This window comes from Pacificitalea manganoxidans (genome assembly GCF_002504165.1).
Lineage (GTDB): Bacteria > Pseudomonadota > Alphaproteobacteria > Rhodobacterales > Rhodobacteraceae > Pacificitalea > Pacificitalea manganoxidans.
The window spans coordinates 2,869,063-2,887,394 of record NZ_CP021404.1 but is presented as its reverse complement, the minus strand read 5'-3'; the positions used below and the strand labels follow the sequence as shown (position 1 = coordinate 2,887,394).

Annotated in this window: 18 protein-coding genes; 7 read left to right on the top strand and 11 right to left on the bottom strand. The window is 63.6% G+C overall.

What is annotated here, in order from left to right; translation table 11 throughout:
- Positions 1-29 precede the first annotated feature (29 nt).
- The 9 genes from CBW24_RS13145 to CBW24_RS13105 all read right to left on the bottom strand — a co-directional run bounded on the left by CBW24_RS13145 (position 30) and on the right by CBW24_RS13105 (position 10,598).
- Positions 30-296: a DUF3303 family protein gene (locus tag CBW24_RS13145; protein ID WP_198405187.1), complete on the bottom strand. Its 267-nt coding sequence runs from the start codon at positions 294-296 to the stop codon at positions 30-32.
- A gap of 203 nt (positions 297-499) precedes the next feature.
- Positions 500-2,053, bottom strand: a complete 1,554-nt coding sequence (gene odhB, locus CBW24_RS13140; protein ID WP_097373851.1) for a 2-oxoglutarate dehydrogenase complex dihydrolipoyllysine-residue succinyltransferase — start codon at positions 2,051-2,053, stop codon at positions 500-502.
- Positions 2,054-2,058: 5 nt separating this feature from the next.
- Positions 2,059-5,022, bottom strand: coding sequence for a 2-oxoglutarate dehydrogenase E1 component (locus tag CBW24_RS13135; protein WP_088663492.1), 2,964 nt, complete (start codon positions 5,020-5,022; stop codon positions 2,059-2,061).
- Between the two features lie 393 nt (positions 5,023-5,415).
- Positions 5,416-6,297 carry a succinate--CoA ligase subunit alpha gene (gene sucD / locus CBW24_RS13130; protein ID WP_088663493.1) on the bottom strand — a complete coding sequence of 294 codons (882 nt, stop codon included), beginning with the start codon at positions 6,295-6,297 and terminating at the stop codon, positions 5,416-5,418.
- Between the two features lie 57 nt (positions 6,298-6,354).
- Positions 6,355-6,654, bottom strand: a complete 300-nt coding sequence (locus CBW24_RS13125; RefSeq protein ID WP_232529788.1) for a hypothetical protein — start codon at positions 6,652-6,654, stop codon at positions 6,355-6,357.
- The gene (gene sucC, locus CBW24_RS13120; protein WP_088663494.1) at positions 6,651-7,844 is read right to left on the bottom strand and encodes an ADP-forming succinate--CoA ligase subunit beta; all 1,194 of its coding nucleotides are present in this window, start codon (positions 7,842-7,844) and stop codon (positions 6,651-6,653) included. Before sucC ends, CBW24_RS13125 begins: the two co-directional genes overlap by 4 nt.
- Positions 7,845-8,060: 216 nt before the next feature.
- Entirely contained in the window at positions 8,061-8,933 is an 873-nt protein-coding gene (locus CBW24_RS13115; protein ID WP_097373850.1) for a putative nucleotide-diphospho-sugar transferase, read from the bottom strand.
- Between the two features lie 93 nt (positions 8,934-9,026).
- A complete protein-coding gene (gene mdh / locus CBW24_RS13110; protein WP_088663496.1) occupies positions 9,027-9,989 on the bottom strand; it encodes a malate dehydrogenase in 963 nt (320 codons plus the stop codon).
- Between the two features lie 285 nt (positions 9,990-10,274).
- Positions 10,275-10,598 carry a hypothetical protein gene (locus CBW24_RS13105; RefSeq protein ID WP_088663497.1) on the bottom strand — a complete coding sequence of 108 codons (324 nt, stop codon included), beginning with the start codon at positions 10,596-10,598 and terminating at the stop codon, positions 10,275-10,277.
- A 213-nt stretch (positions 10,599-10,811) separates the two neighbouring features.
- Between CBW24_RS13105 and CBW24_RS13100 the strand changes: the two genes are divergently transcribed.
- From CBW24_RS13100 to CBW24_RS13070, 7 genes are all read left to right on the top strand, one after another.
- The gene (locus CBW24_RS13100) at positions 10,812-11,675 is read left to right on the top strand and encodes an HpcH/HpaI aldolase/citrate lyase family protein (protein ID WP_097373849.1); all 864 of its coding nucleotides are present in this window, start codon (positions 10,812-10,814) and stop codon (positions 11,673-11,675) included.
- A 77-nt stretch (positions 11,676-11,752) separates the two neighbouring features.
- Positions 11,753-11,956, top strand: a complete 204-nt coding sequence (locus CBW24_RS13095) for a DUF1737 domain-containing protein (RefSeq protein ID WP_088663499.1) — start codon at positions 11,753-11,755, stop codon at positions 11,954-11,956.
- A 23-nt stretch (positions 11,957-11,979) separates the two neighbouring features.
- Positions 11,980-13,011, top strand: a complete 1,032-nt coding sequence (locus CBW24_RS13090; RefSeq protein WP_097373848.1) for a MaoC family dehydratase — start codon at positions 11,980-11,982, stop codon at positions 13,009-13,011.
- Positions 13,012-13,218: 207 nt separating this feature from the next.
- The gene (sdhC, locus tag CBW24_RS13085) at positions 13,219-13,608 is read left to right on the top strand and encodes a succinate dehydrogenase, cytochrome b556 subunit (protein WP_097373847.1); all 390 of its coding nucleotides are present in this window, start codon (positions 13,219-13,221) and stop codon (positions 13,606-13,608) included.
- A 10-nt stretch (positions 13,609-13,618) separates the two neighbouring features.
- Entirely contained in the window at positions 13,619-13,990 is a 372-nt protein-coding gene (gene sdhD, locus CBW24_RS13080) for a succinate dehydrogenase, hydrophobic membrane anchor protein (RefSeq protein ID WP_088663502.1), read from the top strand.
- An 18-nt stretch (positions 13,991-14,008) separates the two neighbouring features.
- Positions 14,009-15,814 carry a succinate dehydrogenase flavoprotein subunit gene (sdhA, locus tag CBW24_RS13075; protein ID WP_097373846.1) on the top strand — a complete coding sequence of 602 codons (1,806 nt, stop codon included), beginning with the start codon at positions 14,009-14,011 and terminating at the stop codon, positions 15,812-15,814.
- On the top strand, positions 15,814-16,101 hold the full coding sequence (locus tag CBW24_RS13070; RefSeq protein ID WP_088663504.1) for a hypothetical protein: 288 nt from the start codon (positions 15,814-15,816) through the stop codon (positions 16,099-16,101). The genes sdhA and CBW24_RS13070 overlap by 1 nt, the downstream gene beginning before the upstream one ends.
- A gap of 39 nt (positions 16,102-16,140) precedes the next feature.
- On the opposite strand, the gene CBW24_RS13065 is transcribed toward CBW24_RS13070, so the two are convergent.
- Positions 16,141-17,040: a hypothetical protein gene (locus CBW24_RS13065; RefSeq protein ID WP_157773230.1), complete on the bottom strand. Its 900-nt coding sequence runs from the start codon at positions 17,038-17,040 to the stop codon at positions 16,141-16,143.
- Entirely contained in the window at positions 17,037-18,197 is a 1,161-nt protein-coding gene (locus CBW24_RS13060; protein ID WP_157773229.1) for a glycosyltransferase, read from the bottom strand. Before CBW24_RS13060 ends, CBW24_RS13065 begins: the two co-directional genes overlap by 4 nt.
- Positions 18,198-18,332 lie beyond the last annotated feature (135 nt).

The following is an 18,332-nucleotide window of genomic DNA, read 5'->3' as shown; positions in this document are numbered from 1 at the left end:
GCGGGGCTCCGCAGCAGGGGGGCGGGGGGTCATGCGGTCCGCACGAAGCGCGCGCTGTCCGCTGAAACACCGGCCTGCGCCAGCGCTTGGCGATACTGCGGCCCGTCGAGCCATGTTTGCGCACGGTCCCGGTCGGCCACCTCGAACAGACACCAGACGCCGCTGCCCTCGGTTTCGTTCCACAGTTGCAGCAGGGTCAGCCCGGCGCGCGCGCGGGGTTCGGCATCGCTGTCGAACACCTGCCGCCACGCTTCGCGGTCGGTCGGCTGGTAGCGGCAAAGAAGTTGCAGGGACATCGGTCATTCCTCCCGTGACGGTAAAGCCGCGCGAGGGCGGCGCTGCCCGGTGATCTAGGGCGGGCAGCGCCATGCGACAGGGGAGCGTGCCGTGACAGATATGCCGTGCCTGCCCTTTGTCATCGGCCAACCACGGGGCCGAAGCCCCGTGCAGTTGGCAGATCGGAAAGGAAAACACGTCCATCACGTCGATGCTCCGGGGATCAGAGATCCATCAGCAGGCGGCGCGGATCTTCCAGCGCTTCCTTGACCCGCACGAGGAAGGTCACAGCGCCTTTGCCGTCGACGATGCGGTGATCGTAGCTCAGGGCCAGATACATCATCGGGCGGATCTTGATCTCGCCGTTCACGACCATCGGCCGGTCCTGGATCTTGTGCATGCCGAGGATACCCGACTGCGGCGGGTTCAGGATCGGCGAAGACATCAGCGAGCCGTAGACACCCCCGTTGGAGATGGTGAAGGTGCCGCCCTGCATCTCGGCCATGCTGAGCTTGCCGTCACGGGCGCGCTTGCCCTTTTCGGCGATCGCCAGCTCGATCTCGGCGAACGACATCTGATCGACATCGCGGATCACCGGAACGACCAGACCCTGCGGGGTGCCGGCGGCGATGCCCATATGCACGAAGTTCTTGTAGACCACGTCGGTGCCGTCGATCTCGGCGTTCACCTCGGGGACTTCCTTCAGCGCGTGGCAGCAGGCCTTGGTGAAGAAGGACATGAAGCCCAGACGCGCGCCGTGCTTCTTCTCGAAAAGTTCTTTGTATTCCTTCCGCAGCGCCATGACCTCGGTCATGTCCACCTCGTTATAGGTGGTCAGCATCGCGGCAGTGTTCTGGCTTTCCTTCAGGCGCTTGGCGATGGTCTGGCGCAGCTTGGTCATCTTGACCCGCTCTTCGCGCGCGGCATCCTCGGCGGTCGACGGCGCACGGGGCGCGGATTTCGCCGCCGGTGCGGCCGCGGCGGCGGTGGTGCCAGCGGCAAGCGCCTTCTGCACGTCCTCTTTCATAATGCGGCCATCGCGACCGGTGCCGGTGACGGCGCTGGCATCGACGCCTTTTTCCGCCATCAGCTTCTTGGCGGAGGGCGCATCTTCGACATCGCCGCCGGTCTTGGCGTCGGAGCCGGAATTGGCAGCGGGCGCGGTCTCGGTCTTCGGCGCTGCAGTAGCCCCGGAGCCGGAGGAGATCACAGCCAGTTTGCCGCTGGCCTCGACCGTGGCGCCTTCCTCGGCGACGATCTCGGTCAGGGTGCCGGAGGCCGGGGCGGGAACCTCGACCGACACCTTGTCGGTTTCCAGTTCGCACAGCATTTCGTCCTGCGCGACGGTATCGCCGACCTTCTTGAACCACGTCGAAACGGTCGCTTCGGTCACCGATTCACCCAGCGTCGGCACCATCACGTCGACGGCAGCACCGCCGGCGTCATCAACGCCGGAGACGGGCGCGTCGTCGCGGCCTTCTTCGGTGCGTTCGGCGGCGCCGGTGTGGCGCGGCTTGGTTTCTTCGGGGCCGGCGTTGCCTTCTTCGGCGACGGTGGCCAGCAGCGCGTCAACGCCGACGGTGTCGCCTTCGGCGGCGACGATCTCGCCCAGCACGCCGCTGACGGGGGATGGCACTTCGACGGTCACCTTGTCGGTTTCCAACTCGCACAGCATCTCATCGACCGCGACGGTGTCGCCCGGCTTCTTGAACCAGGTTGCGACGGTTGCCTCGGTAACGCTTTCGCCCAGGGTGGGGACGCGGACTTCGGTAGACATCTGTTTCAGTTCCCTTCGATGGTCAGCGCTTCGTTCACGAGCGCCTCTTGCTGTGCTTTGTGCTGGCTTGCGAGGCCGGTCGCAGGCGACGCGGAGGCCGCGCGGCCGACATAGACGGGGCGTTTATGCTGCGCGTCGATGCGCGACAGAACCCATTCGATATTCGGCTCGATGAAGGTCCAGGCGCCCTGGTTCTTGGGCTCTTCCTGACACCAAACCATTTCCGCTTGCGGGAAGCGCTCCAGCTCCTTGACCAGCGAGATCGCCGGGAAGGGATAGAACTGCTCGATCCGCAGCAGATAGACGTCATCGATGCCGCGCGCGTCGCGCTCTTCCAGCAGGTCGTAGTAGACCTTGCCCGAACACATCACCACGCGCTTGATCTTGTCATCGGCGGCGAGGGTCGTGTCCGACAGACCCTTTTCGGCATCGTCCCACAGCACCCGGTGGAAGGACGAACCTTCGGTGAAATCCTCAGCTTTCGACACGGCCAATTTGTGCCGCAGCAGGGATTTCGGCGTCATCAGGACCAGCGGCTTACGGTAGGAGCGGTGCAGCTGACGGCGCAGGATGTGGAAATAGTTGGCCGGGGTCGAGCAGTTCGCCACGATCCAGTTATCGCCACCACACATCTGCAAGAACCGCTCCAGACGGGCCGAGGAATGCTCCGGGCCCTGACCTTCGTAGCCATGCGGCAGCAGCATCACGAGACCCGACATCCGCAGCCATTTGCTTTCGCCGGAGCTGATGAACTGGTCGAACATGATCTGCGCGCCGTTGGCAAAATCGCCGAACTGGGCTTCCCACATCACCAGCGTGTTGGGTTCGGCCAGCGAGTAGCCATACTCGAAGCCCAGCACCGCGTATTCCGACAGCATCGAGTCGATCACTTCGTAACGGGACTGACCGTCGCGGATGTTGTTGAGCGGGTAATAGCGCTCCTCGGTTTCCTGATTGATCAGGGCCGAGTGCCGCTGGGAGAACGTGCCGCGGGTCGAATCCTGACCCGACAGGCGGACCGGGTAGCCTTCGGTCAGCAACGAGCCAAACGCCAGCGCCTCACCCGTCGCCCAGTCGAAGTTTTCGCCGGTCTCGAACATCTTGGCCTTGGCTTCCAGCAGGCGGGTCACCGTGCGGTGCACCGGGAACCCTTCAGGCGCGGTGGTCAGCGCCCGGCCAAGTTCGGCCATCGTATCGGTCGAAATCGCGGTCTGGCCACGCTGGTAGTCTTCGTTCTCTTTGTCGAGCCCGGACCAGCGCCCGTCCAGCCAGTCGGCCTTGTTGGGTTTGTAGTCTTTACCGGCTTCGAATTCGTCGTTCAGCATCGACTGGAACGAGGCCTTCATGTCCTCGATCTCGCCCTCGGGGATCAGCCCGTCCTTGATTAGCCGTTCGGTATACAGGCTGAGCGTGGTCTTATGCTGCTTGATGCTCTTATACATCACCGGGTTGGTGAACATCGGCTCGTCGCCTTCGTTGTGACCGAAGCGGCGGTAGCAGAAGATATCGATCACCACGTCCTTGCCGAATTTCTGGCGGAACTCGGTCGCGACCTTTGCGGCGTGCACGACCGCTTCCGGGTCGTCGCCATTGACGTGGAAAATCGGCGCCTCGACCATCAACGCGATGTCGGTCGGGTAGGGCGAGGACCGCGAATAATGCGGCGCGGTGGTAAAGCCGATCTGGTTGTTCACGACGATATGGATCGTGCCGCCGGTGCGGTGCCCGATCAGGCCCGACAGGCCGAAACATTCGGCCACGACGCCCTGACCTGCAAACGCGGCATCGCCGTGCAGCAGAACCGATAGGACTTTCTTGCGGTCGGGGTCGTTCAACTGCGCCTGCTTTGCGCGGACCTTGCCCAACACGACGGGGTTCACGGCTTCAAGGTGCGACGGGTTCGCCGTCAGCGACAGGTGCACACTGTTGCCGTCGAAATCCCGGTCCGACGAAGCGCCGAGGTGGTATTTCACATCACCCGAACCGTCCACATCGTCCGGCTTGAAGCTGCCGCCCTGAAATTCGTTGAAAATCGCGCGATAGGGCTTCTGCAGAACGTTCGCCAGCACCGACAGGCGGCCGCGATGCGGCATGCCAAAGACGATCTCTTCGATGCCGAGCGCACCGCCGCGCTTCACGATCTGCTCCATCGCCGGGATCAGCGCTTCGCCGCCATCAAGGCCGAACCGCTTGGTCCCCATGTATTTCACATGCAGGAACTTCTCGAAGCCTTCGGCCTCCACCAGCTTGTTCAGGATCGCCTTGCGGCCCTCACGGGTGAAGCGGATTTCCTTGTCGAAGCCTTCGATCCGCTCTTTCAGCCAACCGGCCTGCTCGGGATCGGAAATGTGCATGTATTGCAGCGCGAAGGTGCCACAATAGGTCCGCTGCACGATGCCCATGATCTGGCGCATCGACGCGACCTGCAGGCCCAGCACGTTGTCGATAAAGATCGGGCGATCCATATCGGCGTCGGCAAAACCGTAGGATTTGGGATCAAGCTCCGGGTGCGGGGTCTGGTCGCGCATGCCCAGCGGGTCGAGGTCAGCGACCAAATGCCCCCGGATCCGGTAGGCGCGAATGATCATCAGGGCGCGGATCGAATCCAGCACGGCGCGTTTGATGGCGTCGTCGGAGACCTCGACGCCTTTTTCGGCGGCCTTGGAGCGGATCTTCTCGGCGGCGGCCTTAGATTCGGCAACCGGGGCGGACCATTCGCCGGTCAGCGCGCCAAACAGATCGTCATCGGGGGTCGGCGGCCAGTCGGCGCGCGCCCAGCTGGGCCCGGTGGCCTCGGCCTTCACTTCTGTCTCCGCATCGCCGAGCTCCTTGAAGAACGCGGCCCATGCCTCGTCCACGGTGGACGGGTCGGCGGCGTATTTCGCGTAAAGCTGTTCGAGATACTCGGCGTTGTGCCCCTGCATGAAGCTGGAGGCGTGGAAGATGTCGTTGGGGCTTTGGTCGGTCATTTGGGGCCTCTCGGGGGATAGACCGTGGGTGCGGATCAGGCGGTGTGGCGCACGACGCGAACGCGCCGGGCAGGATTGGGGCGGGAGCTAGGGCGAAACCGCGCGCAAGGCGAGCGCGAAATGCAGGCTGCGGCGCAAGGCGCGGTAAATTCCCCGCCAAGGCGGCGCGAGCGGGTGGAAACCGGGCGCAGTGGCGCGGCACCGGTCGTCCGGGCAAAGATCACGCGGCGCCGAAACGCCGCGCGGGAAAAGGTGCGATAGCCATAGGGCTGGGGGCTGCCCCGGTGCGGGAGCGGGCGCGCGCACGAACGGGCAGGGGCCGCGCCACAAGGCACGTCCCCCATGATCCCGCCCGCGCGACGGCCCGCGCCGATACCGGAGCAGCGAACCATATCACCCGATGGCCTTCAGCACGGCTTCGCCAAGGCCCGCAGGGCTTTCAGCGACAACGATACCAGCGGATTTCATCGCTTCGATCTTGTCCTCGGCGCCGCCTTTGCCACCGGCGACGATCGCACCGGCATGGCCCATGCGGCGACCCGGAGGGGCGGTGCGCCCGGCGATGAAGCCTGCGGTCGGCTTCCAGCGGCCGCGCTTCTTTTCGTCGGCAAGGAACTGCGCCGCTTCTTCTTCGGCGGAGCCGCCGATTTCACCGATCATGATGATGGATTCGGTTTCTTCGTCGGCAAGGAACATCTCCAGCACGTCGATATGCTCGAAGCCCTTGATCGGATCGCCGCCGATGCCCACGGCGGTGGACTGGCCCAGACCGCTGTCAGAGGTCTGCTTGACGGCCTCGTAGGTCAGCGTGCCCGAACGGGACACGACGCCGACGGTGCCGCGCTTGTGGATGTGACCGGGCATGATGCCGATCTTACAGGCGCCGGGGGTGATCACGCCGGGACAGTTCGGCCCGATCAGGATCGAGTTCGAGGTTTCCAGCGCGCGCTTCACCTTCATCATGTCGAGCACGGGAATGCCCTCGGTGATGCAGCAGATCAGCGGGATTTCGGCGTCGATCGCTTCGAGGATCGAATCAGCCGCGAAGGGGGGCGGAACGTAGATCACGGACGCATTCGCGCCGGTCTTTTCCACCGCTTCGTGGCAGGAGTTGAACACCGGCAGGTCAAGGTGGGTCTGCCCGCCTTTGCCCGGCGTGACGCCACCCACCATCTGGGTGCCGTAGGCGATTGCCTGTTCGGTGTGGAAGGTGCCTTGCGAGCCGGTCAGGCCCTGACAGATCACCTTTGTCGTTTCATCAACGAGAATGGCCATTGGTTCATTCTTTCCTTTTCGTCGGGTCCGGCTTTGCCGTCCCCACAAAGCCGCGCGTCAATAGCGGGCGGTGTCGTCATCCACGAGTTCGTCAAGCGCCCGAATTGCCAAGACCCCGGCGCCCATGATGATGAGCGTGCGCCCCAGCGAGCCGGTCAGGTTCGCAGGCATGACGCTTGCGATTCCGTCACGGGCCACGCGGGCCGCGTCCCGGCCCCGACGCACATCCCGCAAGCGGGGGCGCGTCGCGGGCGCGGGCAGGGTCAGTGTCTCAGGCGCGATCCGGCGCACGGCAAGCCCGAGGCCCACCATGGCAAGACCGGCCAGAAACGGCGTGTATCCGGGCTGACGGCTCACCCTTTGACCGCTTTCACGATCTTCTCGGCGGCGTCGCTCAGGTCATCTGCGGCGATCACGTTCAGACCGCTGTTGCTGATGATTTCCTTGCCCTTCTCGACATTGGTGCCTTCGAGGCGGACAACCAGCGGAACCTGCAGGCCGACTTCCTTCACCGCGGCGATCACGCCCTCGGCGATGACGTCACAGCGCATGATGCCGCCAAAGATGTTGACGAGGATACCTTTGACGTTCTTGTCCGAGGTGATGATCTTGAACGCCTCGGTGACCTTTTCCTTGGTCGCGCCACCGCCCACATCGAGGAAGTTGGCAGGCTCCGCGCCTTTCAGCTTGATGATGTCCATCGTCGCCATGGCAAGGCCCGCGCCGTTCACCATGCAGCCGATCTCACCGTCGAGCGCGATGTAGTTCAGGTCATACTTGGATGCGGCGAGTTCCTTGGGGTCTTCCTCGGTCTCGTCGCGCAGGGCGGCGATATCGGCATGGCGGTAGATCGCGTTGCCGTCAAAGCCGACCTTGGCGTCCAGAACCTTGAGCGACCCTTCGTCGGTGACGATCAGCGGGTTGATCTCCAGCATCTCCATGTCCTTCTCGACGAAGGCTTGGTAGAGAATGCCCATCAGGCGCACGCATTCCTTGACCTGCTTGCCGGTCAGACCCAGCGAGAAGGCAACGCGGCGGCCGTGGAACGGCTGGTAGCCGGTCGCCGGATCGACGGAGAAGCTGAGGATTTTCTCAGGGGTCGACGCGGCGACCTCCTCGATGTCCATGCCGCCCTCGGTGGAGCACACGAACGAGATGCGCGACGTCTGGCGATCCACCAGCAGCGCGAGGTAAAGCTCAGTCTCGATGTCCGAACCGTCTTCGATGTAGATCCGGTTGACTTGTTTGCCTGCGGGGCCGGTCTGATGCGTGACGAGCGTGCGGCCCAGCATCTTCTTGGCTTCTTCGGCGGCTTCCTCGACGGATTTGGCAAGGCGGACACCGCCTTTTTCGCCAGCGTCGGCTTCCTTGAAGGAGCCCTTGCCGCGGCCACCGGCGTGGATTTGCGCCTTAACGACCCAAAGCGGGCCGTCCATTTCGCCGGCGGCGGTCTTGGCGTCTTCGGCCTTCAGGACGACACGGCCATCAGAGACCGGGGCGCCATAGTCGCGAAGCAGCGCCTTCGCCTGGTATTCATGGATGTTCACGAATTCTATCCCGTCTTGCTGCGATTTCTCGTTTCCATGACATAGGACGGGAGCTGTTCAAAACTGTAAATGCCTTGCAAGGCGGGTTTTAGCGCATTTTCTAAGTTTTGTGATCACACGCTTTTTGGCTGTGATCACATTCTGCGCTGCGGCGTCGCCATCCCCGCCGACTCGCCGGGCGGTGCACGTTTGTCGCAAGGTTTCGGCTGGCCCGGCCTACCGACGTTCCTTCTTACCTTCACCCATTTTTGCCCATGCGAGACGCAGGCGGCCCAGCGGACCAGTCTCGCGCACCCGCCGGACGCGCGCACGGGTCGGCGTGCCCAGTGTCGCGTCGGCCTCCAGCAGGTGTTGCAGATGCCGGTGCATCCGGCGTCCCATCAGCGCATCAAGGCTTTCGATAGCGCGCCGCTTATACTGGATGTGAAACCGAAGCCGATAATGATGGATGATCCGCGGCGCGGTGTGGCGTTGGGTCCATGTCTCGATCATGTCGAAATCGACGAGGTTGTATTCCGGCGGCAGGATCGTCAGCCGCAGGTCGCTATCATACAGAAGCTCCCTCAGAACCGGTTGGTCGGACCGCAGGTTCTCGTCGCGAATCGCCGCCTCGCAGGCCTCGATCATCTGCAGGACTTCGGGCCCTTTGCGGATACCGATCAGTCCGCCATTGATCTGCGGAAACGCGGCCGGGATCTCCTTGCGCCACGGGCGGCGACTCCAGTCGGTGTTGCGGCGTTGGTTGTGGCAGGCGGCGACGTCGAACCGGCGCAGCACCTCTAGAATGTCGGATGGATCGGCCACGATGAACATGTCCGCGTCCAGACACACGGTGCGGGCAAACCGCGACCGGCGCAGGGCCTCGAATTTCGGTCGAAACCAACTTTGCTCCAGCGGATGGACCTGATCGAACAGATCGTCGGGCACGTCCACATCGGTAAAAATGTCGATTAGCGCATCGGGGGCCACCGCCCGCAAGCTGCGCGCCGCACGCACCGCCAGATCGGCATATTCGCGCCCCGATACCCCAAAAACGAACCCGCCAAGGTCGTCTGCGATCTGGTCCGTGTTGCTGCTGTTATCGGGCATCTGCGTTCCATCACAAGAAAAAGGGCGCCCCGAAGGGCGCCCGATCAGTAGCAAGCGAGGCGGCTCTGCACCAGAGCGGCCCGGTCGCGCATCTTAGGCAAGGCTGCTATCGATGCCTTTGCAGGCTTCGACGAGGCCTTTCACCGCGTCGACAGACTTGTCGAACATTGCCTGCTCGTCCTTGCTCAGCTTGATGTCGACGATCCGCTCGATGCCGCCGGCACCGATCACGGTCGGCACGCCGACATACATGCCGTTCAGGCCAAGCGCGCCATCGACATAGGCCGCGCAGGGCAGCAGACGCTTCTGATCCTTGAGGTAGGCTTCGGCCATTTCGATCGCGGAGGTCGCGGGCGCATAGAAAGCAGAACCGGTTTTCAGCAGGCCGACGATTTCGGCGCCGCCGTCACGGGTGCGCTGCACGATCGCGTCCAGCTTGTCCTGCGTGGTCCAGCCCATGTCTACCAGATCGGGCAGGGGGATGCCGCCGACGGTGGAATAGCGGGTCAGCGGAACCATCGTGTCGCCGTGGCCACCCAGAACGAACGCGGTGACGTCTTTCATGGACACGTTGAATTCGAGGCTCAGGAAGTGACGGAACCGCGCGCTGTCCAGTACGCCGGCCATGCCCACGACTTTCTCATGCGGCAGGCCGGAGAATTCGCGCAGCGCCCACACCATTGCGTCGAGCGGGTTGGTGATGCAGATCACGAAAGCGTCGGGGGCGTGTTTGGCAATGCCTTCGCCCACGGATTTCATGACTTTCAGGTTGATGCCGAGCAGGTCGTCGCGGCTCATGCCGGGCTTGCGTGGCACGCCGGCGGTCACGATGCAGACATCTGCGCCTGCGATATCGGCATAGTCGGTGGTGCCGGTCATCGCAGCATCGAACCCTTCGGAGGGGCCGGATTCAGCGATATCGAGGGCCTTGCCCTGAGGAATGCCGTCGGTGATGTCGAACAACACGACATCGCCGAGTTCCTTCATCGCGGCGAGATGGGCGAGCGTGCCGCCAATCTGTCCCGATCCGATGAGCGCGATCTTGGGTCTGGCCATGAGAATAGGATCCCTGATTGATTAATCTCGGATCGGTGCGTAGCCACTTGGGCCTTTCTGTGCAAGGCCGCGACATGCCATCGCCTTCGATCGGGGGCCGGACCGAAGGCCGAAACCGGGTTTACGCGGCGGGTTCAGTTAGCGCTAAATGGCCAAGGTTAGCAGGGCGTCGCCGCACTATGGGCTGCCGCATGGGAAAGGCTGCCTGCGACAGCACGAAACACACCCGCCGCAGGGGGCGGGGCAGGGCGTGTCTATGAAATCGACATGCCTCGGGGCCGATTCTCAGGCGTCGCTATCCGCAACGATGCGGTGGTCGCGGACCTTCTCAAATGACTGTCCCGCCGCCAGCAGGCAGGTCGTTCCATCGGGCAGGGTTACCGTGATCGTCCAGCTGCCGCTTTCGTCATTGGCATAGGTTTCAACCAAGGCTTGGTCGGAGCCCAGCCCGACGCTTTGCCGGGTTTCGCCGTAGCCATTCGCCAACCGCGCCAGCACCGCATCACGGGCCGCGCAGTTCGCATTTGGTGCAAAGACGTTTTGGGCGTGGGTCATGTCGGCGCTGGCGAGCGCGACCAGCCCGGTCGCCGTGAATAGAAATTCTCTCATCCTGAATGCCTCTCTCTAATTGGCCGCGCATCGCCGAGTGGGACGGCACGCCGCACCCCCATCCTGCGCGGCAAGGCCTGAATAACTGGTAAACAAAAGGTGCGCATGAGCCTGAAGGTAAAATTATTGCTCAATTATAGCTTAAACCATTAAGTATATTGCGTGGGGAATTCGGACATGGTTTGTCCCTTGCGAGACTTTAAGGAGAGAATCATGTCCGCACGCCCCTACCGTTCGGTGCTTTACATTCCCGGCTCGAAGCCTCGCGCGCTGGACAAGGCGCGGAGCCTGACCGTCGATGCGATCATCTTCGATCTGGAAGATGCTGTCGCGGTGGAGGAGAAAGCCAATGCTCGGGCGCTGCTGGCCGAAACCCTCGCCACAGGCGGCTACGGGGCGCGGGCGCAGATTGTCCGGCTGAACGGCATGGACACCGAATGGGGCCGGGCGGATCTGGATGCGATCATGCCGGTCGGTCCACAGGCGGTGTTGCTGCCAAAGGTCGACGGCCCTGAGATGGTCGAGGCCGTGGCGCGGCAGTTGGATGCCAACCTCGCCACACAAGACACGCAAATCTGGGCGATGATGGAAACAGCCACGGGGATCCTCAACGCCGCCGCGATTGCCCGCGCGCCGCGGATGGCCGGGCTGGTTCTGGGCACCAATGATCTGGCCAAGGAACTGACCTGCCGCACCCGCGCGGACCGCGAACCTTTGTTGCTGTCGCTACAGATGTGCCTGCTTGCGGCGCGCGCGGCCGGGATCGCCTGCATCGACGGGGTCTATAATGCCTTCAAGGATGACGCGGGCCTGCGTGCCGAATGCGAGCAAGGCCGCGATATGGGGTTCGACGGGAAAACCTTGATCCACCCGGCGCAGCTGGACATCGCCAACACGGTCTTTGCCCCCTCCGAAGACGAAATCGCACTCGCCCGGCGGCAGATCGAAGCGTTCCGCGCCGCCGAAGCCGAAGGGCAGGGCGTCGCTGTCGTGGACGGACGGATTGTCGAGAACCTGCATGTGGTCACCGCAGAAGCGACGCTGGCCAAGGCCGATGCGATCGCCGCGCTGGGCTGAGCGCTTCAGGGTGGCGCGATTGCGGATACCGCAAGCGCGGTCCATATCTGCGCCATCCAACCAATCGGGAGACCACGATGAAACTCTATCGCTTCCTGTCCGAAGACGACACTTCGGCCTTCTGTCACAAGGTCAGCGCCGCGCTCAGCAAAGGGTGGGAGCTCTACGGTGATCCGACCTACGCCTTCGATGCCTCCAACGGCGTGATGCGCTGCGGGCAGGCCGTAGTGAAAGAGGTCGAGGGCACCTACAGCCCGGATATGAAGCTCGGCCAACAGTAAGTTCAACAAAACAGGGGCGCGGCATGGCAAAGACCAGCGCAGGGCGATTTTTCGAGGATTATCGGATCGGGCAGGTCATTGATCATGCCGTGCCGCGCACCCTGTCGGGGGGGGAGCGCGCCCTGTATCACGCGCTCTATCCTGCCCGGCATGCGTTGCAGTCCTCGGACGAATTTGCGCGCGCCTGCGGTCTGCCTGCCGCACCGCTCGACGATCTGATCGCGTTTCACACCGTGTTCGGTAAATCGGTGCCCGATATCTCGATCAATGCGGTGGCCAATCTTGGCTATGCCGAGGGCCGGTTCCTCCGTCCGGTCATGCCGGGCGACACGCTGCGCGCGACGTCCGAAGTGATCGGGCTGAAGCAGAATTCCAACGGGCGGTCGGGCGTGGTCTATGTCCACACGCGCGGCATGGACCAGCACGACCGCTGCGTTCTGGAATATTGCCGCTGGGTGATGGTGCGCAAAGGCAACCCGGACGCGCCTGCTCCCGCCACCGTCATTCCTGAACTGGCCGCTGCCGTTACGCCGGACGCGCTCGTCATCCCGGAAGGGCTCGATTTCAGCGACTATGACGTCACGCAGGCGGGCGAGCCGCATCGTTGGGGCGATTACAGCACCGGCGAGATCATCGACCATGTGGATGGTGTGACCGTCGAAGAGGCGGAGCATATGATGGCCACGCGGCTGTGGCAGAACACTTCAAAGGTGCATTTCGACGCCTCGCTGCGCCCGGACGGGCGGCGGCTTATCTACGGGGGGCACGTTATATCTCTGGCGCGTGCGCTGTCTTTCAACGGTCTGGCCAATGCGCAGATGATCGTGGCGATCAACGCTGGCGCACATGCCAATCCCTGTTTTGCGGGCGATACGGTGCATGCGTGGTCCGAGGTGCTGGACCGGGCCGACACGCCGGCGCCGGGCGTGGGCGCGCTGCGGCTGCGGCTGGCCGCGACCCGGGGCCATGCGCCGGCGGAATTGCGGGATGCCGATGGTAAATATTTGCCTGACGTGCTGCTCGATCTCGACTATTGGGCGCTGATCCCGACCTAACGGACCCATGTCCTCGATGCTTGCGCTAACAAGGGCCTGTTTGTGATCACGGCGAATTTCATGTGATCACAAAAGCCTGCCTTATGCATCTTTTCTGCCCTTTCGTCGCAGAAAAGGCACGGCTTGGCTCGTGACTTGGGCGCGAAAATCATTATTGATGCGGAAATCGCGGACGTCGCAGCCGCCACGCTCTGAAAGGATAGTCGCATGCCAGACGTGAACCGGGGCAACCGGCCTCTCTCTCCCTTCATGATTGGCCCGTATTACCGGCCGCAGCTTACCTCGATGACGTCGATCCTGACGCGGATCACGGGCAACGCCATGCTCGTCGCGGTGCTGCTGATCATCTGGTGGCTCGTCGCAGCCGCCACCGGCCCCGAGGCATTTGCCCGCGCCGACGGTTTTATCACCAGCTGGTTCGGTGATCTGGTCATGACCTTGTCTCTGCTGGGCCTGTGGTATCATTCGCTGGCCGGTGTACGGCACCTGATCTGGGACGCAGGCTACGGGCTTGATATCGCCACCGCCGAGAAGCTCGGCATCGCCGCGCTGGCCGGATCGGTCGTGCTGACGCTTATCACCATCATTTTCGTCTGAGGGGGCTGCCATGTCTTTCCTGACCGACCGCAAACGCGCAACCGGCCTCGGCTCCGCCAAAAGCGGCACCAAGCATTTCTGGCAGATGCAGATGTCGAGCTACGCGCTCGTCGTCATCGTGCCGTTGTTCGTCTTTACCTTCGGCCCGCTTCTGGGGGCCTCCTACGACGATGCCATCGCGCGGCTGTCGCAGCCGTTCCCGGCCGTGATCACGGGCCTGATGCTGGTCGTCGGCCTGCACCATTTCCGCAGCGGCTGTCAGGTCGCGATCGAGGATTACGTCGGCGGTCACGCCCGGCGCATCTCCATCATCGCGATGGCCTGTTTCGTCTACGCCGCCATGGCGACCGGGCTTTTCGCCCTCGTCAAGCTTGCGCTCTGAACGTCCGAGGATTTCTGAATGTCCGCATATGAACTGACCCATCACGAATACGACGTCATCGTCGTCGGCGCCGGCGGCTCCGGTCTGCGCGCCACGCTCGGCATGGCCGAGCAGGGGCTGCGCACCGCCTGCGTGACCAAGGTCTTCCCGACCCGTTCCCACACCGTCGCCGCACAGGGTGGCATTGCCGCGTCGCTGTCCAATATGGGCCCCGACAACTGGCAGTGGCACATGTATGACACGGTCAAGGGCTCTGACTGGCTCGGCGATACCGACGCGATGGAATACCTCGCGCGGGAAGCCCCGAAGGCCGTCTACGAGCTGGAGCATTACGGCGTGCCGTTTTCGCGCACCGAAGAAGGCAAGATCTACCAGCGGCCCTTTGGCGGTCACACGACCGAATTCGGCGAAGGCCCCCCGGTGCAGCGCACCTGCGCCGCCGCCGACCGGACCGGCCACGCGATCCTGCACACGCTTTACGGTCAGTCGCTGAAGCATAACGCCGAATTCTACATCGAATATTTCGCGATCGATCTGATCATGTCGGACGATGGCCAATGTCAGGGTGTGGTCTGCTGGAAGCTCGACGACGGCACCATCCATGTCTTCCACGCGAAGATGACCGTGCTGGCGACCGGCGGCTATGGGCGTGCCTATTTCTCGGCCACCTCCGCGCATACCTGCACCGGCGATGGCGGCGGCATGGTGGCCCGTGCGGGGCTGCCGCTTCAGGACATGGAATTCGTGCAGTTCCACCCGACCGGCATCTACGGCTCGGGTTGCCTCATCACCGAGGGCGCACGCGGCGAGGGCGGCTATCTGACCAACTCCGAGGGCGAGCGCTTCATGGAGCGCTACGCGCCGACCTACAAAGACCTCGCCTCCCGCGATGTGGTCAGCCGCTGCATGACGATGGAAATTCGCGAGGGCCGGGGTGTGGGTGCCGAGGGCGATCACATTCACCTGCACCTTAACCACCTGCCGCCCGAGACGCTGGCCGAGCGTCTGCCCGGCATCTCCGAATCCGCGCGCATCTTTGCCGGGGTCGATCTGACCAAGGAGCCGATCCCGGTTCTGCCGACCGTGCATTACAACATGGGCGGTATCCCGACGAACTATTGGGGTGAGGTGCTGAACCCGACTGCCGAGAACCCCGATGCGATCTCGCCGGGTCTGATGGCTGTGGGCGAGGCAGGCTGTGCCTCGGTCCACGGGGCAAACCGCCTTGGCTCCAACTCGCTCATCGACCTTGTGGTCTTTGGCCGGGCCGCTGCGATCCGCGCCGCCAAGGTCGTCGATCCCTCGACCGCCGTGCCGCGCGGCAATGAGGCGTCGATCCAGAAGGCGCTCGACCGGTTCGACCATTTCCGCAACGCCTCGGGCGGCACTTCCACCGCCGAACTGCGGCTGGAAATGCAGAAAACCATGCAGCAGGACGCCGCCGTCTTCCGCACCGACAAGACGCTGGCAGAAGGCGTCGAGAAGATGACCGCCGTCGCCGGTAAAATCGACGACATCAAGGTCAGCGACCGCAGCCTTGTTTGGAACTCCGACCTGATGGAGACGCTGGAGCTCACCAACCTGATGCCCAACGCGCTGGCCACAATCGTCGGGGCCGAGGCCCGCAAGGAAAGCCGCGGCGCGCATGCGCATGAGGACTATCCTGATCGCGATGATGAGACCTGGCGCAAACATTCCATCGCCCGCGTCGATGGCGCGCAGGTGGAGCTGAGCTATCGCGCCGTGCATCTCGATCCGCTGACCACACAGGACGAAGGCGGCATCGACCTGAAGAAGATCGCGCCGAAAGCGCGGGTCTACTGATGCGCGCCCGCGCGCTTCTGATCTCGGCCCTGGCGGTGAGCACCACGCTCGCCGCCTGCGGTCCGGTCTCGCCACGCCGTGCGGCCGAGCAATGCGAAGAACGCGCCCGCGCGGCCCAAGGTGTGCAAGGTCGGGTTGGCGTCGGGATCGGCAGCCGTGGCGTATCGAGCGATCTGGAGCTGTCGGTCACGTCCGACGCCCTGCGCGGTCGCGACCCCTACGTGGTCTACGATCAGTGCGTCCGCGCCAAAACGGGCCAAGGCCCGATCCGTCCCCTCGCGCTATAAGCGCGTCGGGTGATGGGCAGCGCGCCTGAGCGCGCCATTCTACCTGAAATCAATGTCGCGGCGGGCCCGCAAGTTCTGCAAATCCGTGCGATAGCGCTGCTGCAGGCTCTCCTTCTGCGCATCAGTCAGCGGATCGAACCGGGTGCCGTCGGCATATTGCGCGGTGAACGCGGCGGGGTCGTCCGGGCGCCGTCCTAGAGCGATTGCCGCCTCGATAGCCTCGTTCGTGGGGGATCGGTGCAGGTGACGGCGGACGGGTGCGTGCGTCCCGTCGGGAAGGGGGCCGCCAAGCAAATCCGCCAACCGCGCTTCGGGGGTGCTGTCTTCGAAATTGCGCAGCACAAGCCGCGCCTCGGGGATCAGGTTGCGTATCAGATCGATCAGATGCGGCCAATCCATACGGACCTGTGACAGGCGCGGCCCGATTACCTCGAACGGGGCGACATTGCCTGCGTTGACAGCCCGCATGGCAAAGACCGACGTGAGGAAGCTGTCATAGCTGCGCAGCGTCACATGCACTTCGGCCACCGGGGTGTCGAGCACCTGCCGGATGGCGCGCAGATGGCGTCCCGCTTCGGGGTAGAAACCTTGCCCGCGCCTGCCGAATGCGGCGCCCAGCATCATTTCTTCGCTCAACACGATCCGCCGGGGCGCGGTGCCGGGGGCTGAAGCTTGCGCGACCAGCGTCGTCAGCCTCGCTTGCAGATCCCGGCGGAGGGACCGGCGGCGCAGGATGCTGCGCCATTTCCGGTGGCGGGGTTCGAGAGCACGGCTGGCCCGCACGATCGCACGCAGGTTTTCTTGGTCAGGCGTAAACCGGTCCGGCGTCAGCAGGACGATGCCATGCGCAGCCATCTGCGGGGCCAAGGCTTCGGCCATATCCTGCAGGGTTGTCGTCGCGGTGCGGTGCAGGCCAAGGTGTAGGACATGTTGTGTCAAACGGCGTCCTCCGCGCGCAGGCCCATGAACGTTTCGATCCGCCTGAACAGCGCGCGGTAGTCCAGTTCGGCCACGGCATGGGCGCGCGCATTCCGCGCGATGCTGGCACGCTGGTCGGGGGCGGCCGCTAGCGCCGCTAAAGCCCCCGCCAAACCGTCGACATCGCCGGGCTCAACCACGCGCCCGGTGATGCCATCAACGACATGTTCCGGCACGCCGGAATGGCGGGTGGTGACGATGGGCACGCCGCAGGCCATAGCCTCTTGGATCACGGTCGGCATCCCTTCGGTATCTCCATCGGGCGGGGTTTCGAAATTTTGTAGATAGATCATCGCGCTGCGCATGCGCTCGCGCACCGCCGCATGGTCCAGCCGACCCAGAAAACGGATGCGCTGTTCCATCCCGAGGGAGCTTACCAACGCACGGGCGCTTTTCTCTAATGGCCCCTCGCCGGCGATCTCCAGCGTCAGATCATGTGCCTCGGCGACTTCGGCAAAGGCGCGGATCATCGGCAAAGGTTGTTTCTTCGGCACCAGTCGCCCGACATTGAAGCACAGCCCGCGCGTGGGGGTGCCCGGCGTAAACAGGGTGGTATCGACTCCGCTGGGCGCGACCAAGGTCCGCGGATGGTGCAGCCCAACCGAGGCGAGGTTGCGCCGCAGGAAATCGGACACGGTGATAATCCCGTCGAGGTCGCCGAAACATTGGGTCAGCGTCGTAACATAGGCCGGATCGCGCAGCTGGGCGGACGCATCATTGCCGCGGAAGGTGCAATATGCGGGGATCGTCAGATGCGGCAGCAGGTCGGCAAATTCGGTCGCGACATATCCGAATTCAAACACGACATGCGTCGTGCCCTGTCGGGCGAGGAAATCCAGCACATGCTGGCGCCGCTGCGCCTGTCGGCTTGTCAGGATGCGTTCCCACCGCCGCACCTTCCGGGTGGAGAATTCTGGCTTTTCCAGACAGCTGCCATCCCCTGTCCCGGTAAGGGAAACGACCGAAACGTTGCCGCCGTTCAGGTGCTGAATACGGCGGCGGACGAAGGTTTCGGAAAACTTATGCGGGTCGCGCGTGAAGATCGTCAGATGAGGGGCGGGGGCAGCTGGGTCAAACTTTGGTCCGGTGCTGGGTAGGGGCTCATTGATCTGACGCACACGCTGTTCCTTGTATTGGCGGACATCAATACCATCTCGGCAGAAGCCTGCAAATGTCCGACCGCGCCTTCCCTGTGATCACAAAAGGAAAAACTGTCGCGGAAGGGGGGCGCGAAACTTGGCTGCCGGGGGTTT